This window comes from Pusillimonas sp. T2 (assembly GCF_002236805.1).
Classification (GTDB): Bacteria; Pseudomonadota; Gammaproteobacteria; order Burkholderiales; family Burkholderiaceae_B; genus Neopusillimonas.
Genome location: NZ_NIQA01000004.1, coordinates 112,807 through 133,737, shown reverse-complemented (window position 1 = coordinate 133,737; position 20,931 = coordinate 112,807). Strand labels below are relative to the sequence as shown.

Sequence of the window (20,931 nt, the reverse complement as noted above, 5' to 3'; positions counted from 1 at the left end):
ATTTTGCAAAAACACGTGGCATGCCCGCGTTTGACTTTCTATATACTTGCCCCAAGCCGACCCTTATTACCCTGAGCCACGGAATATGACCGCATTTGAAGCACTGTTTGCAGAATACTGGCCTCATGTGGCGTTTGCCCTGAGCCTGATCATTGGCGCGTTGGCGGCCATACATGCGGCCATGACTAAAACCGATGTCCGTGCGGCTATCGGTTGGGTCGGGGTCATCATGCTATCGCCCTTTTTTGGCGCCCTGCTTTACATCATTGCCGGCATCAACCGCACCCGCAAGGACCAAATTTCGCAGCAACGCGACGCATCGCTGCGCGATTATGCCGAGGTCGACTTGCCCCCGCTGGCCGATGTTACCCCGTATTCGGCGCCGCAATTTGCCTCGCTGCGCACGCTGGGCGATCGGGTCAGCCACTTTGTCCTGCATCAAGACAACCACGTACAAATGCTGACGGGTGGGGACCAAACCTACCCGGCCATGATCAACGCCATCGACAATGCATGTCGCTCGATTGCACTGCAAACCTATATTTTCGACAATGATGCCGAAGGCCAAAAAATAGCGCAGGCACTGGCGCGCGCCAAAGACCGAGGCGTTGAAATCAGAGTGCTGATTGACGCAGTCGGCGCAAAATATTCGCGCCCGCCCATTACGCGGCTATTGAAGAAACTGGGTATAAAAACGGCGCTCTTCATGACCAACCCACTGGGCATGCGCATGCCTTACGCTAATTTGCGCAGCCACCGAAAGATTCTGGTAATCGACGGGAAAATCGGGTTTACCGGTGGCATGAATATTCGGGAAGCGTTCGTCAAAGGCGATGACGGCCGCCCGCCCGCGCGCGACACCCACTTCCGGTTCGAAGGTCCGATTGTCCAGCAGCTGATGACCGTGTTTGCCCACGACTGGAAGTTCACCACACGAGAAGCACTGCCCTACGAAACATGGTGTGCCGAAGAGTGGACGCCTCCCCAGCCCACGGTACCCGCACGCAGTATCAGATCGGGCCCGGACCGAAGCCTGGGCAGCAACCACAGCATGCTGCTGGGGGCATTAGCGGTTGCCCAGCATCACGTCCGCATTCAGTCGCCCTATTTTTTGCCCGACGCCACCTTACTCGGTGCCATCAACACGGCAGCGCGTCGCGGCATCCGGGTCGACATTGTCATCCCAGGCAAAAACAATCTGCGCCTGGTGAACTACGCGATGATGGCGCAAATCGATCAGGTGATCAAAAGCGGCTGCAATGTATGGGTATGCCAAGGCAGTTTCAACCACTCGAAACTGATCACTATCGACGGAGCCTGGTCGTATGTGGGCTCGTCAAATCTCGACCCTCGCAGCCTGCGGCTGAATTTCGAGCTTGATATCGAGATTTACAGCCATGACATTGCATTGCAGATTTCGTCGATCATTGATGACGAAATCAACAACAGTGAGCCGCTGACCCTGTCAAAACTGTCGGGCCTGCCCTTTGCCAAAAAATTGCGCAACAAAGTGATCTGGCTAGCTAGTCCGTATCTGTAAATTTGACCACCACTTTGCCCCTCACCTGCCGGGCTTCGATGGCTTTAAGCCCCTCGACGGCTTGTTCAAGCCCGATTTCGGCACTAATAACCGGCGCAATAAGGCCGGCCGTAACCCAGTCGCACAACTGACGCAAAACGGCCTGATACGCGGCCGGGTCACGACGGATTACTTCGCCCCAGTACACGCCCAATACGCGACGCGCCTGCAGCAAGGCAAAATTCAATGGGAATGCCGGAATAGTGCCCGCTGCAAACCCAACGACCAAATACCGGCCGCCCCAAGCCAAAGAACGAAACGCGGGCAGCGCAAAGTTTCCACCCACCGGATCGAAAACCACCTGTACGCCACCTTCGCCAGCGAGTGCACCAATCTGGGACTTGAGTTGCGCCGGCTCGGTGTAGATCAACACGGCATCAACGCCCTGCCGACGACAAAGGGCCGCCTTGGCTTCAGACGAAACTGCAGCGATGACGCGTGCGCCCATCTGACGAGCCACCTGCAGCGCGGCCGACCCAACCCCACCGGCAGCACCAAGTACCAGAACCGTTTCACCCGCTTGTAAACCCGCGCAGTCTCTTAAGGCATGAAGCGCCGTTCCGTAAGTCACCACCATGGCCGACGCCTGAGCGAATGACATCCCGGCAGGCAACCGGGCCAAACGCGCCGCGTCGACAACGCATTGCTCGGCCAGCGCGCCATAACCGGTTGAAGCCATGACGGCTTCGCCCGGTTGCCAATCGGTCACGCCCGCACCTACCTCGCACACGACGCCCGCCACCTCGGCGCCGGGCGAAAAAGGTAATGGCGGCTTGACCTGATACTTGCCTTGACACATCAGCACGTCAGGAAAGTTAAGCGATGCGGCGTGAACCTGAACAACGACCTGCCCCGGCCCAGGCGTTGGAGATGACACCGACTGAAGCCGCAGGTTGTCCAACGCGCCAAACTGTTCGCATACCAACGCCTTCATATCGACAACGAGGCAAAATCGAGATACGAAGCAGCAAGCGCCGGATCGGCCTCGGGCAAACGCGGAATCACCCCTAACAATGGCGCGCCCAACCGGGCCTGAAGCGTCTGAATGTTTTCGGCCTGATAAGGCATCGCAGGGTCAACCGTATTGGCGACCCAGCCGCAAAGCGACAATCCACGCGCACGCACCGCTTCGGCAGTGAGCACGGCGTGACTGATACACCCCAAGCGCAAGCCTACCACCAGCACTACCGGCAGGCCGAGCGCACGCGCCATGTCGGCCATGTCTTGCGTGTCGGACAAAGGCACACAAAAGCCCCCGGCGCCTTCGACAATAACGGCTTGCGCGGCTCTGCTCACCTGGCGATATGCATCAAGAACCACATCGACCGCCATGACCTTACCGACCTTGGCGGCGGCGATATGCGGGGCAATGGGCTCGTCCCATAAGTAAGGCGTGACAAGATCGGCGGGCAACTGCACATTGACCTGAGCCAACAACGTGTCCACATCTTCGTTCGACACGCGCCCCTGCCTGCGCTCGGTTCCTGCCGCTACGGGTTTCATGGCCGCCACAGACAGCCCCCGCTTGACCAAGCCATGTATAAGGGCCGCCGCAACCAAAGTTTTGCCGATCTCGGTGTCGGTACCGGTCACGAAACAGGCGAACTTAAGTGGCGCCTTAGTAAGACTCATAATCGTAGAACTCTCGCTCTGCCCGGTTCAGCGCGCGTGCCAGACGAGAAACATCGTCTATATCGTGCGCTGCCGATAGCGTAACGCGTAAGCGGGCGGTATCGGGTGGAACAGTTGGCGGACGGATCGCCGGCACCCACAACCCCTGCGTTAACAAAAAAGACGATACCTGCATTGCTGCAGCGTTGGCGCCAATAATGACAGGCTGGATGGCGGTATCAGTTGGTGGTACAGACCACTTTTGCAGGTACAGCAGCTCGCGAAGACGACGAACGTTCGATGCCAGGGTCTCGCGTCTTTCCCGCCCCTCATCAGCTGTCAAAATATCTAGACTTGTCATCAGGGCATGAGCCACCGCAGGCGACGACGCCGTGGTGTAAATGTAAGGACGCGCGCGCTGCACCAACCACTCGGTAATATGTGCGTGGGCCACAACAAACGCCCCGCTAACGCCGGCTGCTTTCCCTAGCGTACCCATATAAACAACGCGGGGCGAGCGCAAATCGAGATGCTCCAGCGCCCCCAGCCCTTGGTGTCCCAACACGCCAAAACCGTGGGCATCATCAATGACAAGGCAGGCATCGTAGGCTTGGGCCAGCGCGTCGAGCTGACGCAACGGCGCAAGGTTGCCATCCATGCTGAACACGCTGTCGGTAACGATAATGCGCGTTGATGCGGTGCTTTCTTTCAGCATCTGCTCGAGCTGTTCAACATCGCCGTGCGGATATACCTGCACCGGCACCCGTGCCAGACGCATGCCATCAATCAGCGAAGCATGATTAAGACCTTCTGAAAAGAACTCAACCGAATCATCTGCCTGCGCCAAACCAGTCAGCAGCGCAAGGTTGGCCATATAGCCCGTAGAAAAATACAATGCACGCGCCTGATCAATGAACGGCGCATAAAGCGCCGACAAACGATCTTCGAGCAAGGCGTGTGCACGAGAATGCCCGCTGATCATATGCGAAGCACCGCTGCCGGCCCCATAAAGAGCAGCACCCTCTTGCAAGGCTTGTATGACTTGCGGATGAGCTGCCAGACCAAGATAGTCGTTACTGCAAAACGCCAGCAACTCCCGGCCGTCGACGCGAGCATAAGGCCCGCATGGGGTATCGACCACACGCAACCGACGACGCAAGCCGGCGTCATCGAGCGCCTGTAGACGATGCAACACCTTGTCGTGCAGCGTCATCGCGTTGCGCCTATGACTTGGCACAACACGGCCAGCACCGCGTCGGCCAGAAAGCGGATCTGAGTGTCGTCGAGTATGTAGGGCGGCATTAAATAGACGGTCGTGCCAATGGGGCGCGCCAACAGCCCGTACGACAAGCCTGTTGTAAAGAAAGCTTTTGAAAACGCCTTGGCCTGGGCTGCGTCGTCGAAGTGAACGTCGAATGCCCAGATCATGCCCATATGACGGAAATGCCGCACCCGCGGATGCGCCGCTACCGGCGCCAGAGCCTGGGTCAGTTTGGCGGCCTTATCGCGATTGGTGAGCAGTACGTTATCTTGTTCGAAAATATCGAGCGTAGCCAGCGCCGCCCGACACGCTAACGGATTCCCCGTATACGAGTGAGAATGCAAAAATGCCCGCGACATATCATCGCTATAAAACGCCTGATAGACGGTATCGTGCGTCATGACCAGCGACAAAGGCAAATAGCCGCCGCTGATCCCCTTGGACAAGGTCATGAAATCAGGCCATATGCCGGCCTGTTCGCATGCAAAAAACGTGCCTGTACGCCCGCAACCCACCGCAATTTCGTCTGCGATAAGGTGCACCTGATATTGGTCGCACAATCGCCGCAACCCCGTCAGATAGCTTGCGTCATACATCACCATGCCCGAGGCGCATTGCACCAGGGGCTCGACGATGATGGCGGCAATGGTGTCGGCCTGATCTTCGAAAAGGCGTTGCACCGAGGCAAGCGCCTGTTCGGCTGCCTGCGCCGGAGTGGCCGCGTTGATATGGCGCGGGTCGGGCGACGGCACCACATGCGCACGCCCAAGCAACGGCCCGTAAGCATCACGGAAAATGGCCACATCGGTTACGGCCAGCGCCCCGATGGTTTCGCCGTGATAGCTGCCTTCCAGACACACAAAGCTTTGCTTGGCCAAGCGCCCCGTATTACGCCAATAATGGAAGCTCATTTTTAGGGCAATTTCGACGGCAGAGGCGCCGTCGGAGGCATAAAAACAGTGCCCCAACCGCCCTGATGTCAGCGCCGACAAGCGCTCGGACAACATGACAACCGGCTCGTGCGTAAACCCCGCCAGCATGGCGTGCTCAAGACGATCGAGCTGATCTTTTAGCGCCGCGTTGATACGTGGATTGGCGTGCCCGAACAAGTTGACCCACCATGAGCTGATGGCATCGAGGAACCTGCGCCCATCGTGGTCGAACAACCAAGCCCCCTGCCCGCGCGCCACTGGCACTAACGGCACAGTTTCGTGGTGCTGCATTTGAGTACACGGATGCCAGACACTACGCAGGCTGCGAGCTACCCAATCGGTATCGGAAGACGCGAGGTCAGCCACGCCGGTCACCCCGTGCCTTACGCATTGATCGTGTCGGCAATGACACGGCTGTAGGGCGATGCTGGGTCGGCCAGGACATCAAGCACCGTAAAGTGATGGGTGTCGGGCACAACGTGATGATCGGTTACCGCGGCGCCCCACTGTTGAGCGATCGCGGCCGACTGCAAATGAAACTGACCTGTTTCGTGTTCGCCAATGATCGTGTGCACACGCGTCGATACCGGTGCTTTTTTTGCAGCTGGACTCAAGGCTTCGGCACGAGCCGGGTCGAGCGAAAGCGCCTTGTTGACGCTGGACGGTACCAGTGGCGGCAGATCGAACACACCGCTGATGGCGAAACAATATTTGATCTCGGGCATCCCCTGATTCTCGGGAACGTTAGCCACCATTTCGGACACCAGATGCCCACCGGCCGAGTGCCCCATGATGGAAATACGACCCGCGTCAAAGCCAAAGCGCGCCGCATTGGTATGGAGCCACTTGATGCAACGACGCACTTCGACGACCATGTCCTCGATGCGCGCCTGGGGCGCCAGCGAATAATTGATGACGGCGACATTAATACCCGCTGCAACATAGGGCTCGGCAATCAGACCGACATCGCTTTTATCACCACTTTGCCAGTAGCCACCATGGACAAACACCAGCAGTGGTGCGTTGGGCTTCTCGACACGATAAAAATCAAGGTTTTGCAGGGGTTCGTCACCATAAGCAATATCGCGCTCGGGATTCAGGCGGGCGATCAGGGCTGCAGTCTTGTCTTGCCAACCTTTGGCCACTTCGGGAAAGTCTGGGAAAGCCGCCCGCAAGGCATAACCCTTTTCACTAAGTTCGGTTGGGCACTTGACGCGACCATTGGACAAACCATTAAAGCTGGACATAAATTGAGTCTCCGGCGCAAACTGATTGCTTGATTTTCATGTTGAAAGATGGCGAAGATTCTATCACGCACCCTACCCCCAAAGCCTTGCGCGGCGCGCCCTGCCCGGGTTACAAAAGTGGCCCATCCACCTCAACCGGAGCACCGTTACATGCAGCCAAACCGGGCCTGGCACACTAGTGCACCGTGGCGAATTATGGCCCAACTGGTTTTGCTGGCGGCCGCCCTGGGTATATGGCCCGCCGCTAAGGCGCAAATGCACCTGGGACCAAACCTGCCGTTTGCCTGGCACGAAGACACGACCGCCGCCATACACCTCGACGAATTCCTGGCCCTGCCCGAATCAGCATTGCAACGCAGTCAAGTTCCGGTTTCGCTGGGTTACACCGCATCCGCGCTCTGGTTGAAAACTTTTTTACCCGCCAGCGCCTTCGAAGGTAAAGACGGGTGGCTCACCGTCGGGCCTAACTTCATTAATGATATTGCCGTGTACTTCAGGCCGGCCGGCTCAGACGGGGCCTGGACACGCAAAAGCGCTGGCGACCTCTGGCCAGGCAAACGTGGCGACATCGATTACCGCTTTGCGGTATTCAACATCCCCGCCCCCGCACCCGACAGCCCGGGATACGACGTTGTCTTCAGAGCAGAAAGCGATAGCGCACTACTGCTGAAGGCAACCCTCTGGACGCCTGCCGGGTTGAGTGAGCACACCGCCAAATCCACTGGGTTCTGGAGCTTTTATTTTGGGCTTGCCGCCATCTCGTTTGGGCTGGCGTTATTGCTGGCCATTTTTATACGCAAGCCCTTTTTGTGGTCCATCTGCCTGTTTTCACTCACCTACATGCTGGTGGCTTGCATAGAAGGGTTTATCAATTGGCTATTGGGTGACTATGCCCCAAACCTGCAACACTACCTGACCAGCGTCCTGAACCTGATGGCTTTTTCCAGCCTGCTCTGGATGTGGGCCGAAATGCTTGAGTTCAGGCAGCATGCCCCAAGAGTGTATCGATTCGTGCTGGGTGCGGCCGTGTTGATTGCGCTGCTGACGCTGCTGATTCCGTTGGGTCAATACGCTTTGGCGGTCAAAATGCAAACCCTGATCTTCGGCGTCGGCGTCGCCACCTTTCTGGTCTGGCCTCTAGTTCTTTACTTTCAGAAAAAAATAAGCCTGGGGCTGCTGTTGCTGGGCATGTCGCCATTGGTTTACTTTGCTACCGGCATCATGGCGCAGCTCTCGCTGTATGGGCTGATCCCATACTACGACGCCATTTACGTCGTCTGGCAATACGCACTCATGCTTAATATTTTGACGGTCCTGGGCCTGGCGGTTCACCGGGTTCAGACCCAAAACCGGCAAACTCGAGAAAAACGCCTTCTGGCGCGCGAACTGCAGCTTGAGCGCGAGGCCAATGTGCATCAACGTCAGTTCATTGGCATGGTGGCTCACGAGTTCCGCACCCCCCTTGCCATTATTTCGAGTGCCCTGCAAAACTTGCGGCTCACGCCAATCAACGATGCGCAACGCGAAATCAGGTACGACAAGATCCAGCGCGCTACCGACCGGCTAGTCCAACTGACCGACAACTGCCTGGCCGACTCACGACTTTCGTCAGCCAACCTATACCTTGACCGCCAATCAACCGACCTGGTCGGGCTCACCCGATCCGTCATCGACCTCTTCAACACAGCCAGCGAACACCACATCAAGCTGACGATCAACGGGAAGCCGACTTTGCGCGTACCGGGGCTGGTCGTTTTGTCGGCCGACGCCGCCTTGTTGCGTATTGCCTTGTCCAATTTGCTCGACAACGCGCTCAAGCATACCGACCCGGGCCCCATTAACATTGATATTTCTACCTTTGCCGACACGGTGGCTGTCAGCATTACCGACACCGGACCGGGCATCCCCGCCGAGTACGCCGAACGGATCTTCGAACGCTACCAGCGCGTCGAAAGCCCAGGCCGCCGCACCAACGGAACAGGGCTTGGGCTTCATGTAGCCCAAGAAATCGCCACCGCGCACGGCGGAACGCTTGTGCTAAAACCCAATCATCCGCAAGGTTGCCAGTTTATCCTCACCCTACCCGCAAAAAGCAGCGCCAAAAAAAGACAATGACAGACAACGCACGCATTGCCATTATTGAAGACAACGACGATTTGCGCGAAGAGCTGATGTTCTTTCTGCAGTCGCGAGGTCACAGTGTATGGGGTCAAAGCAGCGCCGAATCATTCTGGAAACAACTACACCGCACGCCCGCCGACATTGTCCTGGTCGATATCGGACTGCCAGGAGAGGACGGCTTTAGCGTGATCGAGTATCTACGTACCGTTGGCAGCTATGGACTGATTGTCATATCGGCGCGCGGCAGTCGTGACGACCAGCTGCGCGGCCTTGGGCTGGGCGCCGACCATTATTTGATCAAGCCCATCAACTTTGCCGACCTGGCGCAGATCGTTCAGGCGCTCTGGTCGCGCCTGCAAAAACAGTCATTACTCGACACCACCGGGCAAGCGCCTGCGTCAGCGGCAAAATGGCAGCTCGAGCACAACAGCCTTAAAGCGCCCGACGGCAACACCCTGCATCTGACGACGCAAGAACACCGCCTCATAGAGGCCCTTTACCGTCACCGTAACGAGGTATGCAGCAAAGAGATGCTGCACAACCTGCTGTTTGGCTACGAACCCGAACCCGACATTCACCGTATCGATGTCATCTTGAACCGGCTGCGCTCAAAAGCCCGCCAGCAGCATTTCCCGCTGCCGTTGCGCACCATCTTCGGCAAAGGGGTCGTCCTGGTCAGCCACGACCCCTAATTTTGTCAACAATCGAGACAACTGAGAGAATTGAGACTGGAAAGTCTCTGCAGGAACAGGCACATTGAGAAATTGCTCCAGATTACGGATTGGCAAGCTTCAAGATGCACTGGCCTCAACGGTTGATACTGATTTTTTTTCTGCTTTGCGCCCCGCTGCTGGCAGCACTCCCGGCATCTTCATCCGCCCAGAACACCGTATCCATCGGCATCGTCGCCGACAACGAACCCTACTCAAGCTTCGGCACCAACGGCCCCCAAGGCTTTTCAGTCGACATCCTGAACAAGGTCGGCGAAATATCAGGCGTCAACTTCGATTATCGCGTCGGGAGCTGGACCGACATTTATGCCGCGTTTCTGCGCGGCGAACTTGATGCCCTCGACGAAGTTTCCTGGCGCGAAGACCGCGTCAGGCTGATGCACTTTACCCGCCCCTACCATTTGCGTCGCACCATTATCATGCACGACGCCAACCGGCCGTTATCGGGGGCAGACAGCCTGGCCGACCTGAAAGGCAAGCGTATCGGCGTACTGCGCGATGTGTACTACCTACAGACGTTGCGCGACGCCGGCCTGAACCTGATCGAATACAGCCTTCAACCAGAAATGATTCAGGCCTTGTCGTTTGGCTGGGTTGACGCAATCATCGGCTCCGAGGTCACCCTGTCGTATTTTGCGCGACAAAAGGGTCTGGTCAGCGTGCAACCCATCGGCCCAGCGCCCCTAGGCGGCCAAGAAAACGAAGACTTCCGGATCGCCGTTCAGCCAGAACTGACCAACCTGCACGAAAAGCTGGAAACGGCTCTGGCCGGCCTTGACCCCAAATGGCTTGAAGACACCCGGGAAAAATGGCAGGAATTTGGCGGAAAATCCCTACAGGTACCGCAGTTTCAGCTAACGCCAGCACAAAAAACGCTACTTCGCCAACAAGGCCCGCTTCGGGTGGGTTTGATGCGAGACTACGCACCACTCAGTTTCGAAGACGGCGGACAAGTCCAAGGTTTAACGGTCGACATTCTGGCGCGCATCATGGATCTGACCGGGCTTCGAGCCGTGCCCGTGGTGGGCCAATGGAGTCAGCTGATCGAAATGTTTCAGCGTGGCGAAATTGACATCATGGCCAACATTTCCGACCTTCCCGCCCGGCGCGAATTCAGTCGCTTCACGCAGCCCTATCACTTTGTGTCTGTCGTTGGCTTCAGCCAATCGCCCGACCTTCGCTTAACCCGAAAAGAAGACCTTCACGGCTTGCGCGTGGGTTACGGCGCCGGCATCTTTTATGCCGACGCGTTGCGCGACGTTCTGGGCAAAGACGCCATTGCCTTCGACGATCAAGCTTCTATGTTTGTGGCCTTGGCAAACGGGCAGGTCGATCTGGTGCTTGCTGCACTCGACAACGGCAACCACTGGATACGCGACCAAGGCTTGAGAAATATTCATATCGCGGGCGAACTGCATCTTGACGACATCGTCCGCGAAGACCTGCGCTTCGCCATTCGCCCAGAACTTGACGCGCTGGTACCGGTGCTTAATCAGGCGCTCAATGGTATTAGCCCCTCAGAAATGCGGGCTATCGAGAACCGATGGCTGGGCGCCTATTTTGAAACTTCCAGCAACGCTGCCGGCACGGTACTGCTATCAGACGTTGAAAACGCCTACCTGACGCAAAAGAACCACACCCTGACGTTCTGCGCCCACCGCGACTGGATGCCGCTCGATGGCATCAACGCCAAAGGTCAACACCAGGGCATTGCCTCGGGTTTTTTAAGACTGGCTAGTCGCAGGTTGGGCATCGAAACCCGACTTTACGAAACCACGTCGTGGCGTGCATCGCTTGACGCGCTGCAGGCCGGACGCTGCGATCTGATCCCAGGCGCATCAAATGGCAGCGGGCTACAGCATCACTCTGACATTACCTATTCAGCCCCTTACTATGCCTTGCCCACCGTGCTGCTCGGGCGCATCGAATCGCCCTTCATCACCGCCCTGGCCGAACTCGAACGCTCTCCCATCGGCATCACGCGCGACTTCGGACTCTTCCAGGACTTGCGCGTACGTCACCCCAATCTGAACCTGATACCCGTCGCCAACGAAGCAGAGGGCCTACGTAAAGTTCAAAGCGGCGAGCTATACGGCTACATTGGCACGCTGGCCACAACCAGCCAGCAACTGCAAGACATGCGCTTGGCCGACATCAGGGTAATTGGCCGGGTCCCCATGGACACCACACTTGCCATTGCCACAGTAAAAGACAACCAGATTCTGGCCGGTATCATGCAAAAAGTCGTGGGCAGCGCGGGGGCAGACGAGCTGAACCAAATCGAGAACCAGTGGCGCTCGGTACATCTGAGTGCCCATGTTGACTACAGCCTGGTGTGGCAACTGATGGCCGGCGCGCTGGTCTTGATTTTGGGGTTTTATGCCTGGAACCGGAAACTGCGTTCGCTGAACCGACAGCTGGAACAGGCCAACGCACAACTGGCCAAGCTTAGCGCCACAGACCAGTTGACGGGTCTGGGCAACCGGACTCGCTTCGACCAAACCTACGATATTCTGTTTCAACACTGCTTGCGCAGCGCCACGCCTTTTTTGGTGGCGATGGTCGATATTGATCACTTCAAGCGAGTAAACGACGATTATGGTCACGCCGCAGGCGACGAGTGCCTGAAAGTACTGGCTGACACACTACGTAGCCACTTCCAGCGTACCGGAGACAACGTCATACGTTTCGGTGGCGAAGAGTTTGTTATTTTTGCAGCGGTAGGGTCGGTGGGCGAGGCACACAACCGCCTTGAGTTGCTGCGCGAAGCAGTAAGCGCCATGCCGATTCAATACGAAACCCAGGTATTGCACCTGACGATCAGTATTGGTTACTGCCTGCAAACACCCACAAAAAAGGCCGTGCCCACCCATTGGCTACTTGCCGCGGACCAGGCGCTATACCGAGCCAAAAGCCAAGGCCGTAACCGCGTAGTACAGGCACTTTCCACAGGAACCGATGGCGCGTCGTGAGGGTCTCGAACCCCCGACCTCAGGCTTAGAAGGCCCGTGCTCTATCCAGCTGAGCTAACGACGCACAGGTAGCAAACACTACCGGGGCGCATTATAGCTGATGGCCTCTGGTGCCCGACGGCGCACGCCAAACGGTTAAACTGACAATCAAATTCCACTTGTGTGGCCGTGCACTCACATTGCCTGGCTGGTTATCATTATGCGCCCTCTACTCAAACACACCCTTTTGCTGCTTTTGGTCACCGTCGCTGCGACCGCACGCCCGGCATGGGCTTTTGTCAGTTACCAGCTGGACACCAGTCGCGCCCAACCTGGCGAAACGCTGTACGTTAAAGGCGTAGCCACCAACGAAAGCCAGGCTCCAATCACCTGGACGCCGAGGCAGGACTTGTCCATTCAATGGCGTGACGCCGCCGGACAAGTCATGACAGTGACGGCAGAAATGGTTGAAAGCCCCTCGCCTGTTGCCCTTGCACCAGGCCAATTTGCCGCCCGACGCTGGGCCGTGACAGTTCCAAAAGACATCCAGGGCCTGCAAACGCTGGCTGTCGACAACAGCCCCACGCTCCTGGCCCTGCAAGCCGACAACCCCAACCAGCCCGTGCCTGCACATCATGCCGATGCCGCAGGTTTGCCGCCGGCCCCCGAAGCAGTTCCCGTCAGCTCCTCGCCTTTCGAGAACTTCCGACGCGCAATTTCACCCTACGAGCCCATTTACTTCGATGTCGGTGGCCGAGAGGGCACCAATGCCCGCTTTCAGGTCAGCTTCAAGTATCGACTGTTTTCACCCGACAACCCCGCGCGGCCAGCCTGGTATGACCATCTTTATCTGGGCTACACACAAACCTCGCTATGGGATCTGGAAGGCAGTTCAAAGCCTTTTATTGACAGCACTTACAACCCCGGCATTTTCTGGCACAACCCCGCCCTGATGAGTACCTCGGACCAACAATGGGTCGGCGGTCTGGCCATGGGGGTCGAGCATCGGTCAAATGGCAAAAGCGGTATCGATTCGCGATCGATTAACGACGTGTATGTCCAGCCAGAAGTTAATTACCGCTTTGATGGTGGCAGCCTATTAAGCTTCATGCCAAAGGCCAAGGCCTACTTCAGTAAAAACGAGAACCCCGATTTTGCCGATTACGCCGGCTATGTCGACTGGAAACTAAGATGGGCGCAGCCCAATGGCCTGATCTTGACGGGGCTATACCGGCAAGGCAAGAGCGGCCGCACCACCACTCAGCTGGAAGCCGCCTGGCCCCTGCAACGCACGTTCCTGAACATGAATGGCTTTTTGCATGTCCAGTATTTCAGGGGCTGGGGCGAAACGCTGCTGGGTTACAACCAGAAAAGTGATGGGCAGGTGCGCATCGGGATTGCACTGGTGCCCTGACCCAGCCGCGCCGAAACCCTGTCATTACGCTACCGGCTCGGCCTGGCCCTCAAGCACGCTTGCCAGGCCGGCCAAAATTCTGTCGGGCGTGAACGGGATTTCACGAAAGCGCACGCCGGTGGCATCGAATAAGGCATTTGAAATCGCCGCAGCGCTGGGCACCGTTGCCGACTCGCCGGAACCCATGGGCGGCTGGTCATCGCGACGTAATAAAAACACATCGATAGGCGGCACTTCGGTGAAGGGCAAAATCGGATACGCGCCCCACTCCTGATCGACAACGCCCTTGGCATTAAAGGCTACCCGCTCTTTAAGTACCCGACTTAAAGATTGAATAACATTGCCTTCGATTTGATGACGAACGCCGTCGGGATTGACGATCAGGCCGGTGTCCTGACCCACCACCACGTTTTTCACACGAATTTTGCCGGTGTTGGCGTTGACCGTCAGGTCGATGACCCATACCGCCCACGCTGCCCCAAAGCCTGGAAATTTGCTGTGCACATAACGCGCGTAGGCAACGCCGCGCCCATGCAATTCATGTGAGGTGTCTGGCACCCCGCGCGAACCGTACTGACCCGCCACCCAGTTAGCGCGCTGCGCCGTTGCACGGAGCAAATCGGCCGCGCGATCGTCGGGCAAATTACGCAAGCGAAACTCGACCGGATCGGCCCCTGCCTCGACGGCAAGCTCGTCGATAAAGCAATCGTGGGCAAACGAATTAGGCAACGCCGATACACCGCGCAACCACGCCGAACGCACTATGGACGGCATATCGTGGCATGTAATAGTTTGCCGCGGGTAACTGTAAGGAGGCACTGACGTGCGGTCGCCCATTTCGAGCATACGCGGCTGGTTGCTGACAACTCCGGTCAGAATCAGGGCCAGGGTCGGCGCATCGTTGGAGGGGTAACGCGTCACGAAATCGTAAGAAAGCAATTCGTTGTGCTGGTCAAGCCCGCCTTCAATATCAATAAGCTGGGCCGCGCCTTTGGGCTCCCAACCATGCTCTTGCTCACGTGTGAGCTGAACGCGTACCGGATGGCCAATGGCCCGCGACACCAGCACTGCATCGGCACAGACATCGTCGGCGCAATTGCGTCCATAGCAGCCCGAAGCCTCGTAGCGGATGATGTCGATCTCGCCTTCGTCACGTTCGAGCAAACGCGACAACTCGACGCGCAACATGTGCGGGTTTTGGGTACCGGACCAGATGCGGACCTGATCGGCCGCATAATCGGCCACGGCACACGACGGACCAATGGACGCATGCATCTGGAAGGGCCATATATAGGTGCGCTTCAGGGTAACGCCAGGCTGAGCGGCCGGATCGGCTTCATCTTTTTGAACCAGTGGCCTGACCTTGTGCGTCTGGGCGCGCAAGGCCTGGTCCAGGTCGTCCAGATGCTCCAGCGCCGGCACGGGCCTCCAGGTGAGCTTGAGTGCCTTCATGGCCTTGATGGCATGCTCTTCGCGCCGCGCGGCCACAGCAACAAAATCTTTAATGACCACCACCTGGATGTCGTCGGCAATGGCACTGAGCGACGACGTATCGACAGACTGCAATGAATGGCCGACAAAATCGCCACTGTCACGCCCTGTATACGGCGGACGAATAACGCGTGCATGCCACATACCGGGCACCCGAACATCGTGCACGAACGTTAACTGGCCGGTTGCCTTAGCGGGGATATCGACACGGCGTACCGACTGGCCCACTACCGCGTAACGACCGCTGTCTTTGATTGGGACCTCGGCCTGATACTCGAGCTGAAAATGCTGCCCAGATAGCAAAGCGGCGTAATCGATACGCGCACCATCGGGCGCGCAGAACACCCCATCGACCAACTGAAGGGTATCGCGCGCAACGCCAAGCTGAACCGCAGCGCGATCATGCAAAAACTCGCGCGCTACTGCAGCGGCGTTACGCAGAGGTACCGCGGAAATCTGGATGCTGGCGCTGGCAATGGTGGGCCCCTGGTTGGGAGTAGCCTCGGTATGGCCCAACACCATGCGTACGCGATCAAGTGGCAAGTAGAGCTCTTCGGCCACGATCTGCGCCAACGCCGTCCTGATACCCGTACCCAGGTCGACGTGACCATTGAAAGCCAACACCCGACCGTCATCGAGCATTGCCACAAAGATATCTGGATAGGGCTGTTGATAGTCGGACGCAATACCGGGTTGCCCTGGCGCGGGCTTGGGCGAGGCTGCCGCCGGGCGCACCACGATCAATGTGCCCGCGCGTGAAAAAAGTGCCTCGCGGTCGGCTTTTGGGTCGAGAAATTGCATAGAAGGCCTCGTAAGTGCAACGAAGTACAGCACATGTGCGCATTGTAGCGCCAAGAATCATAAAAACACAGCCATATACAACGTATACACTTTATAAGGCCTGAGCAGAGCCAATTTTTCACATGGTATTTCAACGTTTCACATTGCGAAAAAATATCTAAATAATAAAATATATGAATTAAATACAGCGACTTACGAATAAAACAGAATTAGATAAATCTAGGTATAAACACCTAATAGAATTTTATTTACCAAAAAAATTAGAGTGTATACACTACAAATAACTTGATTCCAGCATTTGGCAATTTCACTTCTCAGGAGCCCTGCCATGAAACAGAACCCTCGTATCGCAATTATTGGCGCCGGCCTTGGCGGCACCGCCGGTGCAGCCCTTATGGCCAAAGCAGGTTTCAACGTCAAGGTGTACGAACAGGCGCCCGCGTTCGCCCGTATTGGCGCCGGCATCCACCTGGGCCCTAACGTCATGAAGGTCATGCGCGCCATAGGCATCGAAGATGAACTCAACCGCATTGGCGCCCACCCCGACTACTGGTACAGCCGCGACGGCGTTACCGGCGAAGTCATGGCCCAGATCCCACTGGGCGATTACGCGGTCTCGCATTACGGCGCCAGCTATCTCACGGTTCACCGCGGCGACTTCCACAAACTCATGACCGATGCATTGCCACCCGGCATTCTCGAATTCAACAAAAAACTGTCCAAGGTCGAAGACTTGGGCGATAAAGTGGTTCTGAGCTTCGCTGATGGCACCACCGAAGAAGCCGACATTGTCGTTGGCGCCGACGGTATTAATTCAAAGATCCGCGATACTCTGCTGGGCTCCGAACTGCCCAAATACACCGGATACGTCGCGCACCGCGCCGTGTTCCCGACGCCCATCGACAGCGGCGCACTACCCTTCGACATGTGCTGCAAATGGTGGGCCGGCAATGACCACATGATGGTCTACTTCGTTACCAGCAAAAAGGACGAAATCTACTACGTGACCGGCGTACCTGAAAGCACCTGGGACATGAGCAAAAGCTGGGAGCCCTGCTCCAAAGACGAAATGCGACGCGTATTTGGCGGCTGGCACTCAAGTGTTCAAGCCCTCATTGAAGGCACCCAGGAAGTCACCCGCTGGCCCCTGCTGGAACGCGACCCACTGCCCCTCTGGAGCCGTGGCCGCATGGTGTTGTTGGGCGACGCCTGCCACCCCATGAAGCCCCATATGGCACAAGGCGCCGCCATGGCTATCGAAGACGCCGCCATTCTTACCCGCTGCTTCCAGGAAATGGGCTTTACAGACCTTGATGCAGTGTTTAACCTATACGAAGCCAATCGTGCCGAGCGTGCGAGCAAGGTACAACTGGTTTCCCATAACAACACCTGGCTAAAAACCAACGAAAACCCCGACTGGTGCTTCGGATACGACGTATTCACCACACCGCTGGTCGACGCAAAAAAAAATAATGAACAAACCGCCCCAACTTGTTGAGCTCAATGTTAACGGTCACGCGCATCACATCGAGGTCGAAACCGACACCCCGCTACTTTATGTGCTGCGCAACGACCTTGAACTGAATGGGCCAAAGTTTGGTTGTGGCTTGGGCGAATGCGGCGCCTGTACCGTTCTGGTCGATGGCGTCGCCGCGCGGTCTTGTGTCTTGCCCGTCAAGGGAGTTGTCGGTCACGATATCGTCACCCTCGAAGGGCTGGGCACCGCCGCAGCACCCGGCCCGGTACAGCAGGCCTTTATCGACAAGCAAGCCGCCCAGTGCGGCTATTGCCTTAACGGCATGATCATGACTATTCAGGCGCTGCTGAACCGCAACCCAAACCCCACCGAACAACAAATCCGCCAAGAGCTCAAATACAACCTTTGCCGCTGCGGCACGCATGTCGAAATCGTCGAAGCTGCCCTCGAAGCTGCAAAAGCGCTGCAAACCACCCAATGACCGTACCGGCCAACACCCCAGCACAACACAACCCGAACCTTGCCCGCCTTGTTGGGCACCACGACCTGGCCCTTCCCGGCGCTGGCGACCTGCTGCATGGCGCCGTGCTTCGCCCACCCAACATCCACTGGAACGGCCACGCCTACTGCGGGCCGGTGCTTCAACACATTCAGGTCGACGCCGCCCGACACGTGCCGGGCGTTGTCGATATTGTTATCCGCCACAACTTTGTGGCGGCTATTGCGTCGCAGCCCAACCAAGCAGCGCACGCCCGCGCGCAAATTCAGGCCCAATGGCGTGACCCCGAACCTCAACGCGTCGCGCAGCTGACCAATACGGGGCAAGCCTCAGCCGCCCCCCAACCGGCCTCTCCCGGCATCACCCGCAGTTATACGTGGGTAAACACCCCAGACGACGAGCCGGTATGGGCAATTGCACGTCATACCCCAACCGGCCTGACGCTCTGGGCAAATACCAGCCGGGCAGCCCAGTTACGAGCCGAGATCGCATCGTTGTGCGGCTTACCGGCAGAACAGGTCACTCTGGTTACTAACGACCAACCCGGCGAAGGCTACGATGCCGCCGTCGATGCCGCGCTCCTGGCTTTTGGCCGCAGCAAACCCGTTCGCGTACAACACGACACAACGACGGGGCCCGCAACCATCGCCCTCGAGCTGCAAGCCGACGGCACCCCGGCCAGCCAATACACAGAACGTGCAAACATGGCCAACGCATTACGGCCGTCAGTTGCTGCACTGCTATGCGGCGTCGAGCATCGGTACGCCAGCGCAATGGCTCAACCCGACACACTCTACGGTGTACCGGTTAGCCAACAGCCTGCTGCAACCGCTTACGCCCTTGGGCCAGCCAACGACAACGCTATTGCCGCCGGCGTGTTTGCCCGAGAATCATTTTTTGATGAACTGTGCGCGCTGCAAAGCCAGGATCCAGTAAAAGCACGGCTGGACACCATTACCGATCCCACCGGCAAAGCGCTGGTCGAATCGGTGGCGCAGCAAGCGGGCTGGTTCGACCCGCCCCAACCCGGGGCCGGCAAGGGCTTTGCTTGCGCCCAAATTATCGACAACGCACAAGACCCGCCTCAAGCAGTATGGTCGGCCTGGGTGGCCGAAGTGGCCGTCAACGACGGCGCCATCGACATCACCCGCCTAACCGTCGGCCATACCGCCAACACGCTAACATCGACAAGCGATGCAACTAAGATCGAACACCACGTGCGCGATACCGCCCGTGGTCTTCTGGGCGCACCCGACACATTCGACCAGTGGGCCGATGCCAACACCTACACAACAGGGGCACTGACGCTACCCGAAGTGTCGGTTGTGCCGCAGCAAAGCGCCGTCGGCACACCCCTGGCGTGGCACCCAAATGCGCAACTGCCGGCAGCTGCCGCCATTGCCAACGCCATATACAAGGCAACCGGCACCCGCATACGCCAGGCCCCCTTCAACACCGGCAACCTTCTACCGCAAGGTGACGGCACCGAAAGCAAGCGTAGCAAACGCTGGGCCTACGGTTTGCTGGGCGGCATTGCGGCCAGCGCCGCCGGCTTGGTCCTCACAGCCCTACCCCTGCGTGGCGCCATAGCCCCTGTCGCTGTCGACACCACAATCTACTCGGCCGCGGCCATCGAACGCGGCAGGCTGGTGGCTCTGGCTGGCGACTGCATGGTGTGCCATACCGCTGAAGGCGGCATCGAAAACACCGGCGGGCGCCCCCTAGAAACGCCTTTCGGTACGGTGTACACCACCAACATCACGCCCGATTCGCAAACTGGCATAGGCAACTGGTCTTACGCGGCCTTCGAACGCGCCATGCGCGAAGGCATCCATCGCGACGGCCGCCATTTGTATCCGGTGTTCCCATATACAGCGTTTGCCAAAATCACCGACGCCGACATGCAGTCGTTGTATGCCTACCTGATGACGCGGGAACCCGTTTCCGCAACGCCGCCCAAAACCGAGCTGGCTTTCCCGTACAACGCGCGCCCCCTGATGGCAGGCTGGAACACCTTGTTCCACAAAAACGAGGTTTATCAACCCGACCCGACGCAATCCACCCTCTGGAACCGTGGCGCGTATTTGGTACAAGGCGCTGGTCACTGCGCGGCCTGCCATTCTCCACGCAACAGCATGGGAGCCGAAAAGTCAGGCGCCCAAAACTTCCTGGCCGGCGGTTTCGCCGATGGCTGGGAAGCCCCGGCCCTGAACGCCCTTTCGAAAGCCCCCATAGCCTGGACCGAAGACACGCTCTTCGATTACTTGCGCAACGGCTATTCGTCAGTGCATGGCGTCGCTTCGGGCCCGATGGGTCCGGTGGTGCAAAACCTGGCACAACTGCCCGAGTCCGATGTTCGCGCCATGGCGCATTACCTGGCAGCCATCAATCCGCCCCCCGCCTCGGCAGAACCAGCGGCCTTGACTGCCGCAAAACTAGAAGAGGCCAGCCGCAGCAACGTCGGAGTCATGACGATGCCCGGCGAAGCGCTCTTCGAAGGTGCCTGCGCCGTCTGTCACGACGCCCGCGAAGCCCCCCCACTGTTTGGCGCACGACCGTCGCTAGCCCTGAACACCAACATACACAGCGACCATCCCGACAACGTGATCCAAGTCTTGATGCACGGCATCGACGACCCAACCGGCCAGGGGCTGGGCTATATGCCAGGCTTCAAAGACAGCCTGAACGACAAGCAAATTCGCGAAATGATCGAATACATGCGAGCACGCTTTGCGCCCGGCAAACCCCAGTGGCAAGGGCTCGACGAAAAAATATCGTCGATCCGCACTATGCATGGGCCCTAACCCCAATTAGCC

At 57.8% G+C, this 20,931-nt stretch carries 14 protein-coding genes and 1 tRNA gene; 8 read left to right on the top strand and 7 right to left on the bottom strand.

Annotated features, from left to right (window positions below; genetic code table 11):
• Positions 1–85: 85 nt before the first annotated feature.
• The gene (gene cls, locus PuT2_RS08775; RefSeq protein ID WP_093970664.1) at positions 86–1,540 is read left to right on the top strand and encodes a cardiolipin synthase; all 1,455 of its coding nucleotides are present in this window, start codon (positions 86–88) and stop codon (positions 1,538–1,540) included.
• Here the strand turns inward: cls and PuT2_RS08770 are convergent.
• The 5 genes from PuT2_RS08770 to PuT2_RS08750 are packed head-to-tail and all read right to left on the bottom strand — an operon-like array spanning position 1,524 to position 6,630.
• Complete coding sequence (locus PuT2_RS08770) at positions 1,524–2,513, bottom strand: NADPH:quinone oxidoreductase family protein (protein ID WP_093970663.1); 990 nt, start codon at positions 2,511–2,513, stop codon at positions 1,524–1,526. The two genes, cls and PuT2_RS08770, sit on opposite strands and share 17 nt — an antisense overlap.
• Positions 2,510–3,211 (bottom strand): dethiobiotin synthase, encoded by a 702-nt coding sequence (gene bioD, locus PuT2_RS08765; RefSeq protein WP_093970662.1) that lies wholly within the window; start codon positions 3,209–3,211, stop codon positions 2,510–2,512. Before bioD ends, PuT2_RS08770 begins: the two co-directional genes overlap by 4 nt.
• Entirely contained in the window at positions 3,198–4,403 is a 1,206-nt protein-coding gene (gene bioF, locus PuT2_RS08760; protein WP_093970661.1) for an 8-amino-7-oxononanoate synthase, read from the bottom strand. The genes bioD and bioF overlap by 14 nt, the downstream gene beginning before the upstream one ends.
• Positions 4,400–5,749 carry an adenosylmethionine--8-amino-7-oxononanoate transaminase gene (locus PuT2_RS08755; RefSeq protein WP_173862529.1) on the bottom strand — a complete coding sequence of 450 codons (1,350 nt, stop codon included), beginning with the start codon at positions 5,747–5,749 and terminating at the stop codon, positions 4,400–4,402. The genes bioF and PuT2_RS08755 overlap by 4 nt, the downstream gene beginning before the upstream one ends.
• A 17-nt stretch (positions 5,750–5,766) precedes the next feature.
• Positions 5,767–6,630, bottom strand: coding sequence for an alpha/beta hydrolase (locus tag PuT2_RS08750; protein WP_173862528.1), 864 nt, complete (start codon positions 6,628–6,630; stop codon positions 5,767–5,769).
• Positions 6,631–6,825: 195 nt separating this feature from the next.
• Between PuT2_RS08750 and PuT2_RS08745 the strand changes: the two genes are divergently transcribed.
• The 3 genes from PuT2_RS08745 (at position 6,826) to PuT2_RS08735 (ending at position 12,454) form a co-directional block, all read left to right on the top strand.
• A complete protein-coding gene (locus PuT2_RS08745) occupies positions 6,826–8,745 on the top strand; it encodes a sensor histidine kinase (protein WP_158214028.1) in 1,920 nt (639 codons plus the stop codon).
• The gene (locus tag PuT2_RS08740) at positions 8,742–9,443 is read left to right on the top strand and encodes a response regulator transcription factor (RefSeq protein WP_093970658.1); all 702 of its coding nucleotides are present in this window, start codon (positions 8,742–8,744) and stop codon (positions 9,441–9,443) included. Before PuT2_RS08745 ends, PuT2_RS08740 begins: the two co-directional genes overlap by 4 nt.
• Positions 9,444–9,547: 104 nt before the next feature.
• Positions 9,548–12,454, top strand: a complete 2,907-nt coding sequence (locus tag PuT2_RS08735; protein WP_093970657.1) for a transporter substrate-binding domain-containing protein — start codon at positions 9,548–9,550, stop codon at positions 12,452–12,454.
• Here PuT2_RS08735 and PuT2_RS08730 read toward each other — a convergent pair.
• A tRNA-Arg gene (locus tag PuT2_RS08730) sits at positions 12,442–12,518 on the bottom strand. The genes PuT2_RS08735 and PuT2_RS08730 overlap by 13 nt on opposite strands.
• Before the next feature lie 135 nt (positions 12,519–12,653).
• Here PuT2_RS08730 and PuT2_RS08725 point away from each other — a divergent pair.
• The gene (locus PuT2_RS08725) at positions 12,654–13,847 is read left to right on the top strand and encodes a phospholipase A (protein ID WP_093970829.1); all 1,194 of its coding nucleotides are present in this window, start codon (positions 12,654–12,656) and stop codon (positions 13,845–13,847) included.
• Positions 13,848–13,871: 24 nt separating this feature from the next.
• On the opposite strand, the gene PuT2_RS08720 is transcribed toward PuT2_RS08725, so the two are convergent.
• Positions 13,872–16,139 (bottom strand): molybdopterin cofactor-binding domain-containing protein, encoded by a 2,268-nt coding sequence (locus PuT2_RS08720; RefSeq protein WP_093970656.1) that lies wholly within the window; start codon positions 16,137–16,139, stop codon positions 13,872–13,874.
• 328 nt (positions 16,140–16,467) lie between these two features.
• Between PuT2_RS08720 and PuT2_RS08715 the strand changes: the two genes are divergently transcribed.
• From PuT2_RS08715 to PuT2_RS08705, 3 genes are read left to right on the top strand one after another with little or no spacing between them, the layout of a single operon-like run.
• On the top strand, positions 16,468–17,637 hold the full coding sequence (locus tag PuT2_RS08715) for an FAD-dependent monooxygenase (protein WP_093970655.1): 1,170 nt from the start codon (positions 16,468–16,470) through the stop codon (positions 17,635–17,637).
• Positions 17,612–18,097 carry a (2Fe-2S)-binding protein gene (locus PuT2_RS08710; RefSeq protein WP_093970654.1) on the top strand — a complete coding sequence of 162 codons (486 nt, stop codon included), beginning with the start codon at positions 17,612–17,614 and terminating at the stop codon, positions 18,095–18,097. The genes PuT2_RS08715 and PuT2_RS08710 overlap by 26 nt, the downstream gene beginning before the upstream one ends.
• Complete coding sequence (locus PuT2_RS08705; RefSeq protein WP_093970653.1) at positions 18,094–20,919, top strand: c-type cytochrome; 2,826 nt, start codon at positions 18,094–18,096, stop codon at positions 20,917–20,919. Before PuT2_RS08710 ends, PuT2_RS08705 begins: the two co-directional genes overlap by 4 nt.
• Positions 20,920–20,931 lie beyond the last annotated feature (12 nt).